Source organism: Streptomyces fulvorobeus, assembly GCF_013167895.1.
Taxonomy (GTDB): Bacteria; Actinomycetota; Actinomycetes; order Streptomycetales; family Streptomycetaceae; genus Streptomyces; species Streptomyces fulvorobeus.
Window position 1 is genome coordinate 3,622,934 of the sequence record NZ_BLWC01000001.1, and the last position, 18,123, is coordinate 3,641,056.

Consider the following 18,123-nt stretch of genomic DNA (forward strand, 5'->3'; position numbering starts at 1 on the left):
CGGACGGCCCTGTCCTCCGGGTGGGTTCCGGCCCCCTCTTTTCCGCCGGGTCGAGCGGATACCGGGTTGTCCCCGGTCGGCCACGGCGGGATGGGCGAGGGCGGGAAGGCGGGGCGCGAGGAGGTGAGGCGCGTAGGTCAGGAAGCGAACCCGCCGTTGCTCTTCAACAACTGACCGTTGACCCACTGACCCTGCGGAGAACACAGGAACTCCACCAGGTGAGCGGTGTCCCGCGGAGTGCCCAGGCGGCCGAGCGGCGTGGCCGCGCGACAGGCTTCCCGGGTCTCCGGCGTCATCCATCCGGTGTCCACGGGGCCGGGGTTGATCACGTTGGCGGTGACTCCCAGATGGGCGAGCTCGTGGGCGGCGGCCAGCGTGATCCGGTCGAGTGCGCCCTTGCTCGCCCCGTAGGGCAGGTTGCCGGCGGTGTGGTCACTGGTGAGCGCGACGATCCGGCCGCGCCCGCCCCCGTCGCCGCTCGTGTCCCCCGCGCGGAAGCGGAGCCCGTACTCGCGGATCAGCAGCCAGGTGGCGCGGGCGTTGACGGCGAAGTGCCGGTCGAAGCTCTCCACCGTGGTGTCCAGCAGCCCCGAATCGACCGATTCGGCGTGGCTGAGCACGAGAGCGGTGACCGGGCCGAGACACCGCTCCACCTCGTCGAAGATCCTGGACGGGGCGCCCGGGTCCGAGAGGTCCGCCTCCACGGCGGTGGACCGCGCCCCGCACGCGCCCAACGCGTCGGACACGGCCTTCGGGGCGCCCTCTTCGACTCCCCACGCCATGCGCTCGTCGTACGGCGTCCAGTAGGTGAAGGCGATGTCCCAGCCGGAAGCGGCCAGCCGCCGGGCGATCCCGGCCCCGATGCCGACGGTACGTCCGACGCCGGTGATCAGGGCGACGGGGCGACGAAGTCCGGTGGTGGTCACGGCAGGTGATCATCCGCGAGGGCGCGGGGAGCCGCAACTGCTTTGCGGTACCCGGGCGTAGCCTGGACGCCGTGACCGCCACCCCCCGCGTACTGGCCGTACTCGACGACGTGCTCGCCTCCCTCGCCCCGGGCGACCGGGGCGCCGTATGGCACCTGGCCGAGACGCGGAGGGAGCTGGACGCCAACCTGGTGCACCTGCCAGCGGAAGCGGAGGTGGCCGAGCACCAGGAGGACACCCTCGACGTGCTCGTGGTCGTCCTCGCGGGCTCAGGCCGTCTCACGACGGGCCGGGACACCCTGCACCTCACCCCGACGACGGTCACCTGGCTGCCCCGCACCTCCCGCCGCGCCCTGGCTGCGGGCCCGGAAGGGCTGTCGTACCTGACGGTCCACCGCCGCCGCCCCGGCCTGTCGGTCACGCCCCCGCCCGCCCCCGCAATCCTGGCCGAGGGCGGCGAGGCGCCCTGCATGCTGGACCGGGTCTGCCCGTCGTGCGGCCGGGTCGCGGAGGGCGTGGCGACGGCGTTCTGCGCCGGGTGCGGGGAGCGGCGAACGGGGCGCTGAGGAAGGGTCCGGCGCCGTTCGCGGTCAGAAGCGGAAGACGCTCCCGGTCCCGGCGTCCAGCAGACAGGCGTTGGGGTACGTCCTGCTCCACGCCACGGGCCGGCCCCGGTAGGCGCCGCTCACCTGGGCGATGACCGGCTCGTACTCCCTCGTGCACGAGTGGGGATCGCCGGGCAGCGCGTCGAGGTCCCCGCCCGCCCGGGTCAGATCGGCGCAGGCGGCTGCGGGGTCGGGGTGGCCGGGGACGGCGGCAGCGGGACACGTGAGCAGGACCGCGCGGGACCAGGTCCCCTCGGCATCGGAGACGGTCAGGGCCAGTTGGGCCTCCTCGACGGCGATCGAGGGGGCGGGGCCGGGGGCGGCGGCGGTGGAGGCGTGGGCCGTACCGGCCAGGCCGGTACCGAGGAGAACGGCCGCGACCGCGGCGGTGAGCTTGTTCATGGTCGGTTAACGACCTGGCCGTGAACACGTCACTCCCGGCCCGGACCTGGGGATCGTCGCGTTCGAGCCATGGACGGGCGAGAACCGCGCGATCCCGCCCGGCATCAATCCTGGAACGCACCCAAGTGTCGTGTTCCGATTCGATTGGCCGGAGCCGCTCCACAGTGAAATGGTCTGGCTGATCATCCACCCGCTTATGGTCTTTGCTGCACAGGAGAATCAGATTTGAGTGAAGGTTGATCAGATCCTCTGCGATTCCTCCTGCCCGGGGCCCGCCCACTGAGCGTGCGACGATGTGCGCTTCCTCCCCAAGAACAGAAGGGTCATCCGATGCCGTCCCGAGGTGGCCGGTACGGGGCTTTCTGTGTTTCTAGGCTGCCGGGTGTTCAGCGAGTAGGGCAGCGACTTCCGGCACGTCCGCGTAATTCTGCAAGCGACCGAGAATGACGCGCACTCTCTCCGCCACTCTTGCTGACGGTGTGTCAGTTACAAGGAAAATGACCCGCTCGGCTACGGCTGCCGCCTCTTCTGGTTCGTTGGCGTCAGCCAGCGCCACGGCCAGCCAAGAGAGGTAAAGAGCCATTTCTCGGGTATGCGTGGCGTCATAGCCGCTGAGGACTTCCCGGAGCAAGGGCACGGCGCGCAAGGGTCGGTGAAGCTCTGTGTAGACCCGGGATTCCATGACCCGGAGTTCGCCGGCGTCGACCCAATACAGGTAGGCGGGTGATTCCGTACCTTCGCTGTCCTCGCTCAGAGCTTGTCCAGCTTCCCCCAGCGCGCGTACAGCCTGTTGCCCGTTCTCCGTTCCTCCGGCTTTCGTGTGAGCCCACGCCACACGGTCCAGATACAGCGCGCGCGCTTTCGGGGGGCTTCGGCCTGTGAGTCCCGGAACGCTGCCTGAGCCAAGATGAGCCCTTCGGCTTCCCGCCCTGTGTTGCTCATTTGGTAGGCCAACGATCCAGCGAGGTTTCCGGCAAGGGTGTGGTCCTCAGCCTGCCTCGCTGCGCTGATCCCTAGCCGGTAAATGCGCTCTGCCTCTTCGTGCTGCCCGGCGTCACTGGCAATCCATCCGGCAATCTGTGCCAACTCTCCGATTTGTCTGAGGAGTTGCCACCCCACGTCGCTGGTGTGCGTGCTCTCTCGGTACAGCTTCACAACGCGCCGAAGGTCCCGGAGCGCCGGGCGGATCAGGTCCCCACCTGCCAGCACGTCATCAGCCAGCCTGAGCCCATGAACGCGCTGCTGTAGTTCGTCCACGGTGCCTATCCCGACGCGACGCCCTGTACGGCTTTCCAGCGGGCTTAGCGGGTCCTCTTCGGGCAGGAAGTCAGCCAGGGTCGGCAAAGGGGGCACAGCGGGCTTCTGAGGGGTGCTGAGGGTATCCACGGTCACGCCCAGAGCGGCAGCGAGGAACGGCAGCCATTCGCGGGGCGTGCGCTTGCCTGTCTCCCATCGGCTGACCTCCTGACGGCCGACCGGCTCACCTGCAATGCCGGCGGCCCGGCACACCTCACGCGCCAGCCGTGCCTGACTCCATCTGAGGCGGTCACGCTCGCGCCGGATGTTGGCCCCGATTTCGCTGCTCATGTGTCCAGTCTGGCCGACAGTTGGCCGACACGTGGCCGCTGGACCGAGATTCATTTCGGTCGGAGTGTGGACGCCGGATCGCCAACCAAGGGGACGAGATGACCGCCACTCAGACGACACAGGACAGGGCCGTTGACCTCCCTTGTGGCATGGAGCCGGACCCCAAGCCCGTACCGGGGTGCGCGCACTGCGACCACCTCGCACACAACCGGGACCGAGCGCGGGCCAACGGTGACGGTAGCGGCGTGAGTGACTGCAACGTCAGGCTTGCCCGGCATTTCAAGGACGTGCACGCATGAGCGTTCCCGTGAAGGCGCAGGAGCGTCCTGCGCGCGCTCTCCCAGAGCCTGAGTTGGTCAGCCTCATTGACGACCCGCACGGGCCGTACGCGGACTCACCGGCGGGTTGGTGGGACCAGTACGGCGGCGCGCTGGATATGCGGTCTGGCGTGGTCTGCCTGCCGGGGCCGGTGCATCCCCCGTCGCCGTTCCACCCCGACGAATGCCCCCACTGCGTGCAGCTCCAAGAGAACCCGTGAAGTACGTACGTCGTTTCGGGTGGTCCGTATTCGTCTTCACGGTCGCCGCGTCCAGTACGGCGATTCTCACGCTGGCCGCTACCGGCCGCCTCTGGTCTCCGCCCCTGCCGGACACATCCGAATTCGTTTCCCCACGCATTCGAATCTCGGCAGGGGCGGGGCACCAACCACCCACCGTCTCAAGGAGACGCTATGAGCGCTGCCGGCAACCGACTCTTATTCGCGTGGCTCGAGATCACAGGACTCTGCAACGAATTCTGTGATCACTGCTACGCGGACAGCGGGCCCAGGGGAACGCACGGAACCATGGCCGTGCAGGACTGGTTGAACGTGATTGACCAGCTTGCCGACATGGGCACCGTAGACGTTCAGTTCATCGGCGGAGAGCCGACGCTTTACCCGAGTCTGCCCGCGCTGATCAAGCATGCGCATGGGCGGGACCTCGGTATCGAGGTGTTCTCGAACATGACCCATATCCGCCCGGAACTGTGGGACGCATTCACGGAATACGGCGTCAAGCTCGCCACGTCGTACTACTCGGACAGCACCGAGGAACACGACCAGGTGACGCAACTCCGAGGGGCACACAAGAAGACACGCGCCAACGTGCAAAAGGCGCTCGCGCTCGGTATCCCACTGCGGGGTGGAGTCGTCGCCGTGCGAGGCGGGCAGCGCGTACAGGAAGCGGCGCAGGACCTTACGACGCTCGGTGTCGGCACAGTTGGCGGAGACCGGACCCGCGCTTTCGGACGGGCAAGTAATGGGGCTGCCCCGACCATTGCAGACCTGTGCGGACACTGCGCCCACGAGAAGTGCGCCATCGGGCCGACCGGTGATGTTTGGCCGTGCGTCCTCGGTCGATTCCTGACCATGGGCAACGTGCTGGAAATGCCGATCTCCGATATTTGGGGCGGGGCGCAGATGACCGACGTTGCGGCCGAGATCACAGCGGTTCACGAGGGTGGCGTCCAGTCGTGCACTCCTCCGCAATTTCTGCCCATGTGCGGCCCCTGCGGTCCTTGCGTTCCCTCGGTCGGGCACTGCGACCCCAGAGAAGCGGAGAGCGCCGCTACCATCGCTGCACCGGCCTAATCCGCTGATCATGAGGGAGCGCACACATGGACGATCACGGGGACGACTTCGGCCCGTGGGGATGGGAGGAGCAAGGCAACGCCATTCGGCGGACTGAGGGCGAATGGCTCACCATCGCTCGGTACGTCCGGCACGCAGCGAACAAGCTCGGTCCGGAACTCCCGTTGTGTCTCCCCGGTGAACCGCAGGAATGTGGGCGGACGGCTCAACAGCATGTGATTGCTTGGGCCGCTCATCTCAGGGCGGTTTCCCATCACCTGATCGAACAGGCCACCCCGAGCAAGGCCAGGGGTGCGCACGCAATCGGCCCCCTGTATCAGCGGCGGTTGTCTGAGCTGAGGGAACAGAGCGCCCCCGTACAAGCCCCTCACTGACCGTCAGGCCCTTGACTGCCCCGTCCGTGCGTCCGTCCCCCGTGGCGCATGGGCGGGGCTTTTTGCTGCCTGGTCATAGCCCCAGGTCAGGGCTTCGCGGGAACCTAGGGTTCCCTTGATTCACGGGCACCTCTTTCCTACACCGCTGCTCGCGGAGCATGTGCGCTGGTCACGTTACGTGTCGGCCGCAACGCTATGCGCATGGAACAGCGAAGTTCACTTTGATCCGGTACCGGCCTGGGGCCCCGCCTCCGGGCACGCCCTGCGGCACGCCGGAATCCACTTCGACGCGGTACGGGTGATCGGACTGCTCTGCGAACAGATCGCGTACGAGATCATGCAGTTCACCGACTTCCAGGCCGGACCGATCGTCCGCTCCGGCATCGGCGAGCGCAGCATGTTCTTCCTTCTGCCGCCGCAGACCGTCGCCGCCTAACGCTGGCCCCCCGGTACCGAGGTCCGGGGCTGCTGCACGAACTGACTCTGGGCGTCCTGGCCGAGTCCCGGCCCCGCGGGTCATCCGGACGGGCGGGGCCGAGGTGATCGGCGGGGCAGGCTCCCCGGTGGCGTCGGTGCCACCCGGCGAACGCACATACGGTCGGCGCCCGGCGCGGCCCCCGGGTCCGGCGCGGGGTTCGAGGCCGCGCGGCCCGCAAAACCACTGGCGGGCCGGGTCTTCGCGGACGACCATGGCGCGCATGAGCGATCAGCCCGCACGATGGACCCGGGCCACCACCTACCCCGACATGTGGGTGGACCCGGACGACGATCCCCGTAACAGCGAAGGCGGCGGTACGGAAGGTGAGCTCGCCACGCTGCTGGACTTTCTCAGGGACTACCGCCTGACCCTGCTGATGAAGTGCGAGGGCCTGGACGCGGAGCAGCTGGCCCGCCGGTCGGTGCCGCCGTCGACGATGTCGCTGCTCGGCCTGGTCCGGCACCTCGCGGAGGTGGAACGGGACTGGCGCAACTGGATCAGCGAAGGCGATCCGCTGCCGAAGCTTTACGGCGCACGGGACGCGGACTTCCTCGGAGCGGTCGCCGAACAGGCTCAGGTGGACGCCGCGTTCGCGTCCCTGGAGCGCGAGCAGGCCGCGACCGACGCCGTGCTGGCCGAACACCCCGATCTCGGCGAGCGCCTGGGGAGGGACGGGGTCGCGGTCCGTGAACTGATGGTGCACAGGATCGAGGAGTACGCCCGGCACTGCGGGCAGGCCGACCTGTTGCGGGAGTGCGTCGACGGGCGGGTGGGTCAGTGACGCGGCGTCGAGTTCATCGGTCCGCCGGTGTGGCGGATTGGTGAACTCGTCCCCCGGGCGAGGAGAATGGCTCGGCATCGATGGCAGAGGTGAGGGAAACCCCTCTGCTGTGCCCCTGGCCTGAGGAGGAATCGGTGACGGACACCAAGCTGAAGCAGCGGACCGGAGCGTCGGGGGACCGGCTTCGGGTGCGCCTGCGGGAACGACTGCTCGAAGCGGGGCTTGAGTTGTTCGGACTGTATGGGTACGCCCATACGTCCGTCGAGGCCCTGTGCGAGGAGGCCGGGGTGGCCGAGGCCGTGTTCCGGGAGGAGTACGAGTCCCCGGAGGGGTTGCTGATCGCGCTGCACAACCGCGTCTCCACGAACGGGATGCGCGCGGCGGAGAACGTCCAGCTCGCCGTGGACATCGACACGTGTACCGCGCCGGTACGGGTGCGGCGGCTCTTCGACGCGTACGTGGACGCCGTGACACGGGACCCGCGCGAGGCGCGCGTGGCGTTCGTCGAGGTGCTGGGTGTCAGCCGGGCGGTGGACGAGCACTGCCGCCGCTGGCGGGAGGCGTGGGTCGAGTTCTACACCGCCGCGACCGCGCGGGCGGTGGGGCGCGGCGAGGCGGTGAACACGGACCACAGGGCCGACGTCATCGTCATGGTCAACACGATCCACGAACTCATGGCCCACCACAGCCGCCGGCCCCGCCGGGCGAGGCCGCAGGACGTGTCCGGCGAGCTGACGCACCTCGCGCTGACGCTGCTGACGACCGAGTAGGGCGGCGGCCGGCACGCCCCGTGGCACCGGGTCCCCCGCCCCGCACGCGGAACGAGGACCGTCCGTGAAGCCACCCCGCCGTACGAACGGCCGCCGGGGGCCGCGGGTGGGCCGCGCACAGCCCGGAGCACTCACCCGGCGGCTTCCGCGGCCACGTACGGACCGCCCATGCCCCATGCCTGGTGCATCGCGTCCGCGAAGGCGGCGGCCAGTTTGTGTTCCCCGGAGGGGCAGGGGTGCGTGCCGTCGTAGGTGTCCTCGTGGATGTCGTACGCCGTGGGGTGCGAGGCCAGCAGAAGGGGCGACGCCGGCTCGTCCAGGTCGGCCACGGCCTTGGCGAGGAGCACGTTGAAGCGCTCGCACTCGTCGGCGAAGAGGGCGTCGGACTCGGCGCGGATGTTCGGGATCACCGGGAGGAGCACGGCCCTGACCCGCGGGTTCGCGGAGCGGGCCGCCGCGATGAAGGCCCTCGCGTTCGCCGCGGTCTGCTCGCAGTCCGTGTAGAAGCCGAGGTCTATCAGGCCGAGCGAGACGAGCAGGACGTCGGCGCGGGCCGCCGCGACCGCCCGCCCGATCGCCGGTGCCAGGTGGAGCCAGCCCTCACCCCACCCGGCCAGGTGCCCGCGGGCGGCGACAGGGAAGGCGGGGTCGCCGTACGCGTGGGCGACGGGGGCGTTCGCCCCGGCGTCGTACAGCTCCGTGCGGGGGCCGACCATCTCGTAGCCGCCGGGCATCGTCGCTTCGAGGTGCTGCCACATGCGGTAGCGCCAGGTGAAGTCGCCGGAGCTCCCGATGGTCATGGAGTCACCGACGCAGAGGAAACGCATGGCGCAATCATTGCCGATCCCGGCTCCGGCCTGCGACGTGACGGTGGACACTTGTGCCATGCGTGCGTATCTGACTGCTGCCGGGGCCGCCCTCCTGCTCGTCCTGACGGGGGCGGTCCCGGCCGTGGCCGACGAGGGGGCCGACCAGAGCTTCACGATCGAGGACCCCCGGGTCACGGAGTCCAGCGGCCTCGCCGCGAGCCGGCTCCACCCGGGCGTCTACTGGACGCACAACGACAGTGAGGACGGCCCCTACCTGTACGCCGTCGACTCCAGGACCGGGAAGACCGTCGCGACGCTCACCCTGCGGGGGGTGGGGGAGCCCCGGGACGTCGAAGCGGTCTCGGTCGGGCCGGACGGGAATCTGTACGTCGGTGACATCGGCGACAACCTCGACGGGTCCTGGGACCATGTCTGGATCTACCGCCTCCCCGAGCCGAAGCGGCTGCGGGACGCCACGGTGCGGGCGACCCAGTTCGACGTGACGTACGCGGACGGGGCGCGCGACGCCGAGGCGATGATGGTGCACCCGAGGACCGGGCGGGTCTACATCGCCTCGAAGAACGAGGACGGCGGCGGCCTCTACGAGGGGCCCGCCCGGCTCTCCACCGGAGGGACCAACGTGTTCCGGCGGGTGGGCGAGGTGCCGTGGGTGACGGACGGCGCGTTCTCGCCGGACGGCAGGCACCTGGTGCTGCGGTCCTACTTCAGCGCTCGCCGGTACGCCTTCGAGGACGGCAGGCTGGGCGACGACGACCGGGTGGACGCGCCGTTCCAGGGACAGGCCGAGTCGGTGACGTACACGGCGGACGGCTCCGCGCTGATGTTCGGCTCGGAGGGGACGGGCAGCGGTGTGGTGCGGGTGGACACGGAAGGCGGGGGCGGCGGTGGTACGCCGCCTTCGGGGAAGCCAGGGGACGGGAGTACCGCGGGCACCGGCCCGGCCGGCGGCGGGGAGGACGGCCGGAAGGGGAGCGCCACGCTCGGCGCCGCGGTCGTCGCCGCGGCGGTGGTCGGCGCGCTGGTCCTGGGAAGGCGGCGCCGGGCCGGCTGAGCCCGCCGGTTCAGTCCTCGTCGGTGAGGGGGCGCAGCTCGTAGCGGAGCGTCCGGTCCCGCTTGAACCTGCGGGCCGGCGGGACGAGAACGCCTTGCGGGGCCGGGTACTCGCGAGAGAGCATCCTGGCGGCGTGCACGTCCTCCTTGGAGCCCGTCCGTCGCCGCACGGACCGGCCGCCGCGTCACTCCGGGCCGCCGCACGGCCTACGCTCTCCCCTCATGCCGATCAACGGACCCCGACCCCTCACCACCGCGCGCCTCGACGCGCTGCCGCTGGAGGCCGGACACGCCCGGGAGATGGCCGCCGTCCTCCTCGACCCGGCGCTGCACACCTATACCGGGGGCGCTCCGGAGGACGAGGACATGCTGCGGGCCCGGTACGAACGCCAGAGCGCGGGATCGCCCGACCCCGCCGAGCTCTGGTGGAACTGGGTGCTCCGGGAGCGCGCCGAAGGCCGCCTGGTCGGTTATGTGCAGGCGACCGTACGCGGTCCCCTGGCCGAGGTGGCCTGGGTGGTGGGGACCCGGTGGCAGGGCCGGGGGTACGCGAGGGAGGCGGCGAAGGGCCTGGTCACGCACCTGCTGGACGGCGGAGCGGTCCGTACGGTCGTGGCGCACATCCACCCGCGTCACGCCGCGTCCGCCGCCGTGGCGGCGGCGGCCGGGCTCGCGCCGACCGGCGTGCTGGAGGACGGCGAGGTGCGGTGGCGCCTACAAGCGCCGGGCCCCTAGGGTGCGCGTCCATGACCACTGCTGACTTCCTGAGCGCCACCCGGGCCTCCTACGACGTCCTCGCCGACGACTACGCCGCCCGCTTCCAGGACGAACTGGCCGCCAAGCCCATGGACCGGGCCCTGCTGACGGGCTTCGCCGAACTCGTACGGAACGGGGGCGGCGGCCCGCTGGCCGACGTGGGCTGCGGGACGGGCCGGGTGACGGCCTTTCTGCACGGTCTCGGCGCCGACGTGTTCGGCATCGACCTGTCCCCGGGGATGCTGGCCGTGGCTCGGCGCCACTACCCCGGTCTGCGGTTCGACGAGGGGTCGATGCTCGGCCTCGACCTCCCGGACGGCGGCCTCGGCGGGCTGCTGGCCTGGTACTCCACGATCCACGTGCCGGACGAGCGGCTTCCCGGCGCGTTCGCCGAGTTCCACCGGGTGCTCGCCCCGGGCGGCCACCTCCTGCTGGCATTCCAGGCGGGTGACGAGGTGCTGCGCCTGACGGAGGCGTGGGGGCGGGACGTCGACCTCGACTTCCGGCGGCGCCGGCCGGAGTGGGTGGCCGGGCTGCTGGCCGGGGCGGGGCTGACGCCCACGGCCCGGACGGTCCGGGAGGCCGATACCGGGAGCGACTTCCCGGAGAAGATCCCGCAGGCGTTCCTGCTGGCGAGGAAGCCGGTTGTCAGTGGTGCGCGCGAGGATGGGGGCACCAACTGAGGGGGAGTTCACCATGGGCACCTGGGACATCGGGCACTTCGACAACGACACCGCGGCGGACTTCGGCGGTGGCCTGGACGACGCGCCGTCCGACAAGCGCGAGGCCCTGCTGCGGGACGCTCTGACGGCGGTGACACGGACGGGGCGCGAGGAGTACCTCGACTCCGAGGAGGCCGTGGTGGCGGTGGCCGCCGCCGCGCTGATCGCCGCCCAGTGCCCGGGCGGAGCGCCGGTGACCACCCCGTACGGGCCGGACGAACCGCTGCCCCCGCTCGACCCGGAGCTGCGCGGCCTGGCCGTGAGTGCCCTGGACCGGGTGGTGGGGGAGAACTCCGAACTCCCCGGGCTGTGGGCCGGCGCGGGGGCGGGCGAGCAGTGGGCGGCGGGCGTCACCGGGCTCCGGAAGGTGCTGGCGGAGGCGGTGGTCTGAGGGCCGGGTGAGAGCGGTCCCTCCCGGCCGGTGCGGCGGGCGCGGCCGGGGGAGGCGAGGGCGCGGAGCAGAACGGCCCCGCGCGCCGGAGCGTGCGGGGCCGTTCTCGCGGGCGTGACCGCTACAGCTTCTCGATCACGTAGTCGACGCAGGCCGTCAGGGCCTGGACGTCGGAGGGGTCGATCGCCGGGAACATCGCCACGCGCAGCTGGTTGCGGCCCAGCTTGCGGTACGGCTCGGTGTCGACGATGCCGTTGGCGCGCAGCACCTTCGCGACCGCCGAGGCGTCGATGTCGTCCGAGAAGTCGATCGTGCCGATGACCTGCGAGCGCTTCGCCGGGTCGGTGACGAACGGCGTCGCGTGCTTCGACTCCTCCGCCCACCCGTACAGGTTGCGCGCCGACTGCGCGGTGCGGCCCGTGGTGAAGTCCAGGCCGCCCTGGGTGTTCATCCACTTCAGCTGCTCGTTCAGGAGGAACAGCGTGGCCAGGGCCGGGGTGTTGTACGTCTGGTTCTTCAGCGAGTTGTCGATCGCGGTCGGCAGCGAGAAGAACTCGGGGATGTGGCGGCCCGAGGCGTGGATGCGCGCGGCGCGGTCCAGGGCTGCTGGCGAGAACACCGCGATCCACAGGCCGCCGTCCGACGCGAAGGACTTCTGCGGGGCGAAGTAGTAGACGTCCGTCTCGGTGATGTCGACGGGCAGGCCGCCCGCACCCGAGGTGGCGTCCACCAGGACCAGGGAGCCCTCGTCGGCGCCCGCGACCCGCTCGACCGGCGCGGCGACACCCGTCGAGGTCTCGTTGTGGGTGAAGGCGTAGACGTCCACGCCCGCCTCGGCCCGCGGGTCCGGGTGCGTGCCCGGGTCGGAGGCGATGACGGTCGGGTCGGCCAGCCACGGGGCGAGCTTGGCGGCCTTGGCGAACTTCGAGGAGAACTCGCCGAAGTTGAGGTGCTGGGACTTGGAGTCGATCAGACCGTGCGTCGCCACGTCCCAGAAGGCGGTCGAGCCGCCGTTGCCGAGGACGACCTCGTACCCCTCGGGGAGGGAGAAGAGGCTGCGCACACCGTCACGTACCTCGCCGACCAGGTTCTTGACCGGAGCCTGGCGGTGGGACGTACCGAGGAGGGAGGTGCCGGTGGCGGCCAGCGCGTCGAGCGCCTCCGTCCGCACCTTGGAGGGACCGGCGCCGAAGCGTCCGTCGGCGGGCTTGATGTCAGCGGGGATCTGGATGTCGGCCACGAGCCGGAGCGTAGTCGGTCCGGTGGACGGCCGAGGACCTTGTCCGTCCGGTGAGACGCGTGCTCCGGGTCGTGGACCCCCCCCGGGTCAGCCCAGGTGGACCGGGAGTTCGAATAGGTCGTTCTGGGTGACGATCGGCTTGTTGCGGAGCTCGGAGGCCGGAACCGCGAGGTCCAGCTGCGGGAAACGCCCGTACAGCGCGGGCAGGGCGACACCCGCTTCGAGGCGGGAGAGCGCCGCGCCCGGGCAGACGTGCGGGCCGTGGCCGAAGGCGATGTGCCGGTTGGGCGAGCGGGTGGCGTCGAAGTCGCCGGCGGTCGGCCCGTACTGCTCCTCGTCGCGGCCGAGCGCGCCGAAGGAGACGACCAGTGCCTCACCCTTGGGCAGGACACGGTCACCGACCGGCACGTCCTCGGTGGCGAACCGGATCAGGACGTGCGATGTGGGCGAGTTCCAGCGCAGCGTCTCCTCGATCACGTCCTCCCACGCGATCTCGCCGTTCAGCACCCGCTCGCGCTGCTCCGGATGGGTCTGGAGCGCCTCCACGACGTTGACGATCAGGCTGATCGTCGTCTCGTGGCCCGCCGCGACGATCAGCTGGAGCGTGTTGACGATCTCCTCGTCGGAGAGCCGGTCCCCGTCCTCGGAGGCCGCGATCAGGGCACTGGTCAGGTCGTCGCCCGGGTCCGCCCGCTTGCCGTCCACGATCTTGCCGAAGAGGGCGCCGAGGTCCGCCATCATCTGCGGGACCTTCTCCGGCGGCGTCTGCGTCGAGAAGAACATCTCGAACAGTTCCTTGAGGCGGGGGTGGTCGGCGGCGTCCACGCCCATCAGCTCGCTGATGACGTTCATCGGCAGCGGGTAGGCGAACTCCGCCTTCAGGTCGACCGGCTCGCCTTCGGGGAGCGCGGCGAGCCGGTCGAGGCTCGCGTGCGTCAGCGCCTCGATGCCCGCCCGCAGCCGCTCCACCCGCTTCACCGTCAACGCCTGCGCGACCAGGGTGCGGAGCCTGCGGTGCTCGGTGCCGTCCACCGTCAGCATGGAGCGGCCCGGGTTGACCAGGCCGATCAGCGCCCAGTCCATGGGTATCTCGCCGCGCTGCCAGGCGCCCCACTCGTTGATGTCCTTCACCACCCGGCTGTCGGTGAGCAGCGCCCGCGCCTCCGCGTGGCGGGTGACGGCGTAGCAGTGCACCCCGCCGGGCAGTTCGACCTCGGCCAGCGGCCCGGCCGCCCGCAGCGCGGCGCTCTCCGCGTCGAGATCGGTGACGAAGGGGTCGAGGGCGATCCGGGTCATTGCTTGCCTCCGATGGCGGGCGTGGGAGTGAAACGGACCGGCAGGTCCGTGAGACCGCGCAGCCACGGGGACGGGCGCCGCGTCAACTGCTCCTCGGCCACCGCGAGGTCGACGTCCGGCAGCCGGTCCAGGAGTACCTCGATACCGGTACGGGCGATGACCTCGGCGGTCTCCTGGGCGGGGAAAGGACAGCGGTGCTCGCCGTGGCCGAACGAGAGGAAGGCGTTGTTGCCGCCGGTGAGCGCCGAGCCGTCGGTCCGTATCTGCGGGTCGCCGTTGGCGGCGGCGATGCCGAGGAGCAGCAGGTCACCGGCGGCGATGTGACGCCCGCCGAGGCGGGTCTCGCGGGCGGCCCAGCGGCCGGCGACGTTCTGGCTGGGGGTGTCCTCCCAGAGCACCTCGTTCATCGCCTCGCCGACGCTGTGCCGGCCGCCCGAAAGCGAGGCGGCGAAGCGGTCGTCGGTCAGCATCAGCCGCAGCGAGTTGCCCATCCAGTCGGCGGTCGGCTGGTGGCCCGCGGCCATCATGACCATGAGGTCCTGGGTGATCTCCTCGTCCGAGAAGCCGTCCGTGTTGGCGAGCATGCGCGTCGCCACGTCGTCGCCGGGCTCGGCGCGCTTGTCCACGAGGAGCTGGACCATCGACGTGGCGAGGTGCGTCTGCCCGGCGAACGCCCGCTCCCGGCCGTCGATCATGTCGTTGATCGAGCCGACGAGCGCCGCCCCGGTCTCGTTGGAGAAGCCGTAGATCCTCGCCAGGACGAGGGCGGGGAGCAGCATCGCGTACTCGGCGATGATGTCCGTACGGCCCGTGGAGCAGAACCGGTCGACGAGGCCGTCGGCGAACTCCTCCGCGTACCGCTTGAGCGCGAACGGGTCGACGCCCTCCAGGGCGTCACTGATCATCGCCGCGCGCCTGCTGTGCCGCTCGCCGACGGTGTAGAGGATCGACGGCTGCCCGCGGCCGATCATCGGCAGCAGGGGCCAGTCGTCGGGGATGCGGTCCCACTGGTTCCACAGCCCGGAGTCCCGGCTGAACAGCACCGGGTCGCCGGTGACCTGGTGCAGCTCGCGGTAGCCGAGGATCAGCCAGGCGGGCACGTCGCCGTCGAGGACGACCGGGGCGACGGCGCCGTGGTCGCGGCGCATGTCCCGGTACAGCTGGACGGGGTCGGCCTGGAACCGCGGGCCGGAGAGCGGCACGGGCTGGGACGCGGTGCCGTGGGACACGGGGCACTGGTTCACGGGGTGGGCTCCGGAGTCATGGCGGCGGGGGCCGCCGTCAGGGCCGCTTCCGGGGCGCGGGCGGCAGCCAGCTGCTGAAGGTGTTCGACCAGGGTGATCAGTACGTACTTGCTGGACGAACGGTCCCGGGCGTCGCACTCGACGAGCGGTACGTCGGGTGCGATGTCGAGGGCGTCCCGGAGCTGCTGCTCGCTGTGGAACGGACCGCCGAAGTCGTTGCACGCGACGATGAACGGCGTCCCGTGGTGTTCCAGCCGGTCGATCGCGTACCAGGAGTCGGAGAGGCGCCGGGTGTCGACGAGGACGACGGCGCCGAGGGTGCCGGAGAACAGCCGGTCCCACAGGAACCAGAAGCGCTCCTGTCCCGGCGCGCCGAAGAGGTAGAGGACCGAGTGCGCGTCGAGCGTGATGCGGCCGAAGTCGAAGGCGACCGTGGTGGACGTCTTGGACTGCACGCCGTCGAGGTGGTCGACCGCCTCGCCGGCGCGCGTCATGGTCTCCTCCGTGTTGAGCGGACGGATCTCGCTCACGGAACGGACCATGGTGGTCTTGCCGACCCCGAAGCCGCCGACGACGACGATCTTGAGGCCGTTGTCGGCCGTCGCCTGCAGGGCGTCACGGTCAGAGGTTGCGGAGTCCAACGAGCACCTGTTCCAGGAGGTCGGGGTCGGGGAGGCGGTCCGCGACACGGGAGGTCCGGGGGTGGCGGGCGCTGATCCTGCCGGTGTCGAGCAGGTCGCACAGAATGATGCGCACGATGCTCACGGGCAGGTTCAGGCTCGCGGCGATCTCGACGAGGGCGCGGGGCCGCTCGCACATCCGCAGGATCGCGACGTACTCCGACTGCATGCCGGGGGCCGGCTCGCATTCGGAGACGACGAGCGTCACCAGGTCGAAGGCGGCTGACCCTGACCGGCTGCGGCCGCCGGTCAGGGTGTACAGCCGGTCCGGGTCGTCGTCGCGGCCCGGGCGGCGACGGGGTTCCGCCGTCATACGTCCGCGGTTTCCGCGTCGGCGGCGGCTTCGGCGGGGGTGCGCGGCGGGGCGACGAGGTGCTCGCCGAGCTGCTCGACGAGTTCGCTCATGTTGTGGCCGACGAGGCCCACGTCGGAGTCCTCGGAGGCGACGACCGCGAGGTGGGCACCCGCGCCCGCCTCGACGATGAACAGGACCCCGCCGTAGAACTCGGCCATCGCGGACCGTACGCCGCCGGTGCCGTCACCGAACTCGATGGACGCGCCGTGCGAGAGGCTCTGGATGCCGGCGGAGATCGCGGCCAGCTGGTCGGCCTGGTCGACGGAGAGCTCCGGGGTGCGGCACAGCTTGAGGCCGTCCCTGGACAGGACGAGGGCGTGCCGGGCGCCGGGCGTGCGGTCGAGCAGCCCCTCCAGCAGCCAGTTGAGCTTCTCGTCGGTGGTCGCGGTCATCGGGTGTCGCCTTCCAGGTGCGGGGAGTTGGCTCGTACCGCCTTGCTGAAGGTGCTGAAGCGGGCTGCCTGGACCTTCGGGTCGGTGGTGCGGGGCCGGGAGGCGTCGGCGTCTGTGGTGACGCCTCCGTTACGGGATTCGGCGGCGGCGAGGGTGCGTCCGCGGCGGCGCTTGGGCAGGCCGCTCTCGCCGAACTGGGGGAGGGAGCCGGTCGTCTCCGACGCGGCGCCGTGCTCTTCGCGGGGCGGGGAGCCGGCGGTGGGCTCCTGTACGGGGCCCGGGGCGGCGCTCCGGACGGTGTCCGGGGCGGTGACCGGGGCGGTGTCCGCCGCCGGCGCGTGCGCCGGGACCGGCTCGGGCGTCGGCGCCGCGCGGGAGATGAGCTCGTGCGGCAGCATCATCAGCGCGCCGGTGCCGCCGCGCGCGGACGGCCGGAAGGAGACGGTGAGGCCGTGCTTGCGGGCCAGCCGGCCGACGACGGCGAGACCGAGCCGGGTGCCGGAGATGCCGGTGAGGTCCTGGGCGGCGGAGGACACGGCACGCTCGGCGCGGCGCAGCTGCACCTCGCTCATCACCAGGCCGCTGTCCTCGACGGTGACGACGATGCCGGCCGGCACCTCCTCGACGTACACGTGCACCTCGGCGGTGGGCGGTGAGAAGTTCGCCGCGTTGTCGAGGAGTTCGGCGAGTGCGTGCATGATGCCCTCGGCCGCGTGCCCGGCGATCGCCACATCACTGGTGGAGTGCAGACGCACCCGCTGGTAGCTGCCGATACGGCCCATCGCGCCGCGCAGGATCGACTCCATGACGATCGGCTTCGCCCAGCGGCGGCCGGAGCGTGCCCCGGTCAGTACGGCGATGGAGTCGGCCAGCCGGCCGGCCTGGGCGGTGCGGTGGTCCAGGTGCAGGAGATCACCGAGCACGTCCTCGGCCGTGTGCCGGTGCTCCATCTCGCGCAGGTCGGCCAGCATGCTCGTGGCGAGGGCCTGCATCCGGCCCGCCGCGTTGGCGCAGGCGGCGACGGCGGCGGACCGCTCGGTCTCGCTGTGCTTGGCGCGGGCCGCCAGCCGTGTCACCTCGGCGCCGAGGCGGTCGCACTCGGCGGCGGCCTCGGAGGTGATGCGGGCCGTCTCGGCGGCCGCCTGGGCGTTGACCCGGGCGGTCTCAGTGGCGGCGGCGGCTCTGATCCTGGCGGTCTCGGCGGTGAAGCGCTGCGCCTCGGCCGCCGAGGAGGAGACGAGCCGTGAGGTCTCGGCGGTGAACCGCTGGGCGTCGGCGGCCCGCATCGCGCGCAGTGCGCGCGCGGTGAGCAGGGAGTGGACGGCGACGGTCACGGCGGCGCAGAGCAGCGCGGCGGCGGTGCCCGCTCCCCAGGCCAGCGTGGTCCGTACCGACGCGGGGGCGGCGGCGACCGCCCACAGGCACAGGGAACCGGTTACGGCTGCGGAGACCAGCAGGGCGAGTGCGGTCGGCCGGAATATGGGGCGCAAGCGGAGTCCTTGGGGCGGACGGTACGGGCGGGGCAATCGGGATTCTTCAGCCCATGAAGGTCGGAACGTCACAACTGGAGCTGAGAATTGCTGATCAAGACTCGGCAACTATAGGAGAATTGAC

Annotated in this window: 22 protein-coding genes; 9 read left to right on the plus strand and 13 right to left on the minus strand. The window is 71.0% G+C overall.

All coding sequences use genetic code 11. The annotated features are described in order from the left end of the window. Positions 1-137: 137 nt before the first annotated feature. Positions 138-926 carry an SDR family oxidoreductase gene (locus Sfulv_RS16465; protein WP_173314658.1) on the minus strand — a complete coding sequence of 263 codons (789 nt, stop codon included), beginning with the start codon at positions 924-926 and terminating at the stop codon, positions 138-140. A 71-nt stretch (positions 927-997) separates the two neighbouring features. On the opposite strand from Sfulv_RS16465, the gene Sfulv_RS16470 reads away from it, so the two are divergent. Then, positions 998-1,492 carry a cupin domain-containing protein gene (locus tag Sfulv_RS16470; RefSeq protein ID WP_173314661.1) on the plus strand — a complete coding sequence of 165 codons (495 nt, stop codon included), beginning with the start codon at positions 998-1,000 and terminating at the stop codon, positions 1,490-1,492. A 24-nt stretch (positions 1,493-1,516) separates the two neighbouring features. On the opposite strand, the gene Sfulv_RS16475 is transcribed toward Sfulv_RS16470, so the two are convergent. The 3 genes from Sfulv_RS16475 to Sfulv_RS16480 form a co-directional block, all read right to left on the minus strand. Then, positions 1,517-1,933 carry an SSI family serine proteinase inhibitor gene (locus Sfulv_RS16475; RefSeq protein ID WP_173314663.1) on the minus strand — a complete coding sequence of 139 codons (417 nt, stop codon included), beginning with the start codon at positions 1,931-1,933 and terminating at the stop codon, positions 1,517-1,519. A gap of 370 nt (positions 1,934-2,303) precedes the next feature. After that, a complete protein-coding gene (locus Sfulv_RS31800; RefSeq protein WP_503827470.1) occupies positions 2,304-2,768 on the minus strand; it encodes an NsdA family TPR-like regulatory protein in 465 nt (154 codons plus the stop codon). After that, a complete protein-coding gene (locus tag Sfulv_RS16480; protein WP_256668954.1) occupies positions 2,684-3,520 on the minus strand; it encodes a helix-turn-helix transcriptional regulator in 837 nt (278 codons plus the stop codon). The genes Sfulv_RS31800 and Sfulv_RS16480 overlap by 85 nt, the downstream gene beginning before the upstream one ends. A 730-nt stretch (positions 3,521-4,250) precedes the next feature. Between Sfulv_RS16480 and Sfulv_RS16485 the strand changes: the two genes are divergently transcribed. From Sfulv_RS16485 to Sfulv_RS16500, 4 genes are all read left to right on the plus strand, one after another. Next, positions 4,251-5,150 (plus strand): radical SAM/SPASM domain-containing protein, encoded by a 900-nt coding sequence (locus Sfulv_RS16485; protein WP_173314666.1) that lies wholly within the window; start codon positions 4,251-4,253, stop codon positions 5,148-5,150. Between the two features lie 534 nt (positions 5,151-5,684). Further along, entirely contained in the window at positions 5,685-5,960 is a 276-nt protein-coding gene (locus Sfulv_RS16490) for a hypothetical protein (RefSeq protein ID WP_173310095.1), read from the plus strand. Positions 5,961-6,213: 253 nt separating this feature from the next. After that, positions 6,214-6,783: a DinB family protein gene (locus tag Sfulv_RS16495; protein WP_173314669.1), complete on the plus strand. Its 570-nt coding sequence runs from the start codon at positions 6,214-6,216 to the stop codon at positions 6,781-6,783. Positions 6,784-6,917: 134 nt separating this feature from the next. Beyond that, complete coding sequence (locus Sfulv_RS16500) at positions 6,918-7,553, plus strand: TetR/AcrR family transcriptional regulator (protein ID WP_256668955.1); 636 nt, start codon at positions 6,918-6,920, stop codon at positions 7,551-7,553. A 131-nt stretch (positions 7,554-7,684) separates the two neighbouring features. Here Sfulv_RS16500 and Sfulv_RS16505 read toward each other — a convergent pair whose 3' ends face one another. Continuing rightward, entirely contained in the window at positions 7,685-8,380 is a 696-nt protein-coding gene (locus tag Sfulv_RS16505) for a GDSL-type esterase/lipase family protein (RefSeq protein ID WP_246353146.1), read from the minus strand. 58 nt (positions 8,381-8,438) lie between these two features. Between Sfulv_RS16505 and Sfulv_RS16510 the strand changes: the two genes are divergently transcribed. After that, entirely contained in the window at positions 8,439-9,434 is a 996-nt protein-coding gene (locus Sfulv_RS16510; protein WP_173314678.1) for a WD40 repeat domain-containing protein, read from the plus strand. A gap of 10 nt (positions 9,435-9,444) precedes the next feature. Here the strand turns inward: Sfulv_RS16510 and Sfulv_RS16515 are convergent, their stop codons facing one another. Continuing rightward, complete coding sequence (locus tag Sfulv_RS16515) at positions 9,445-9,573, minus strand: hypothetical protein (RefSeq protein WP_371874673.1); 129 nt, start codon at positions 9,571-9,573, stop codon at positions 9,445-9,447. A gap of 82 nt (positions 9,574-9,655) precedes the next feature. On the opposite strand from Sfulv_RS16515, the gene Sfulv_RS16520 reads away from it, so the two are divergent. From Sfulv_RS16520 to Sfulv_RS16530, 3 genes are read left to right on the plus strand one after another with little or no spacing between them, the layout of a single operon-like run. Next, positions 9,656-10,168 carry a GNAT family N-acetyltransferase gene (locus Sfulv_RS16520; RefSeq protein WP_173314681.1) on the plus strand — a complete coding sequence of 171 codons (513 nt, stop codon included), beginning with the start codon at positions 9,656-9,658 and terminating at the stop codon, positions 10,166-10,168. Positions 10,169-10,179: 11 nt separating this feature from the next. Next, a complete protein-coding gene (locus Sfulv_RS16525; RefSeq protein WP_173314684.1) occupies positions 10,180-10,872 on the plus strand; it encodes a class I SAM-dependent DNA methyltransferase in 693 nt (230 codons plus the stop codon). 13 nt (positions 10,873-10,885) lie between these two features. Further along, the gene (locus Sfulv_RS16530; RefSeq protein WP_173314687.1) at positions 10,886-11,302 is read left to right on the plus strand and encodes a DUF4259 domain-containing protein; all 417 of its coding nucleotides are present in this window, start codon (positions 10,886-10,888) and stop codon (positions 11,300-11,302) included. Positions 11,303-11,423: 121 nt separating this feature from the next. Here Sfulv_RS16530 and serC read toward each other — a convergent pair whose 3' ends face one another. The 7 genes from serC to Sfulv_RS16565 form a co-directional block, all read right to left on the minus strand. Beyond that, on the minus strand, positions 11,424-12,542 hold the full coding sequence (serC, locus tag Sfulv_RS16535) for a phosphoserine transaminase (RefSeq protein WP_173314690.1): 1,119 nt from the start codon (positions 12,540-12,542) through the stop codon (positions 11,424-11,426). Between the two features lie 87 nt (positions 12,543-12,629). Next, entirely contained in the window at positions 12,630-13,838 is a 1,209-nt protein-coding gene (locus tag Sfulv_RS16540) for a cytochrome P450 family protein (protein ID WP_173314693.1), read from the minus strand. After that, complete coding sequence (locus Sfulv_RS16545) at positions 13,835-15,082, minus strand: cytochrome P450 (protein WP_173314695.1); 1,248 nt, start codon at positions 15,080-15,082, stop codon at positions 13,835-13,837. The genes Sfulv_RS16540 and Sfulv_RS16545 overlap by 4 nt, the downstream gene beginning before the upstream one ends. After that, on the minus strand, positions 15,079-15,723 hold the full coding sequence (locus Sfulv_RS16550; protein ID WP_173314698.1) for a GTP-binding protein: 645 nt from the start codon (positions 15,721-15,723) through the stop codon (positions 15,079-15,081). The genes Sfulv_RS16545 and Sfulv_RS16550 overlap by 4 nt, the downstream gene beginning before the upstream one ends. After that, positions 15,704-16,075: a DUF742 domain-containing protein gene (locus tag Sfulv_RS16555; protein ID WP_173314701.1), complete on the minus strand. Its 372-nt coding sequence runs from the start codon at positions 16,073-16,075 to the stop codon at positions 15,704-15,706. Before Sfulv_RS16555 ends, Sfulv_RS16550 begins: the two co-directional genes overlap by 20 nt. Further along, complete coding sequence (locus tag Sfulv_RS16560; protein WP_173314704.1) at positions 16,072-16,509, minus strand: roadblock/LC7 domain-containing protein; 438 nt, start codon at positions 16,507-16,509, stop codon at positions 16,072-16,074. The genes Sfulv_RS16555 and Sfulv_RS16560 overlap by 4 nt, the downstream gene beginning before the upstream one ends. Beyond that, complete coding sequence (locus Sfulv_RS16565) at positions 16,506-17,999, minus strand: ATP-binding protein (protein WP_173314707.1); 1,494 nt, start codon at positions 17,997-17,999, stop codon at positions 16,506-16,508. Before Sfulv_RS16565 ends, Sfulv_RS16560 begins: the two co-directional genes overlap by 4 nt. Positions 18,000-18,123 lie beyond the last annotated feature (124 nt).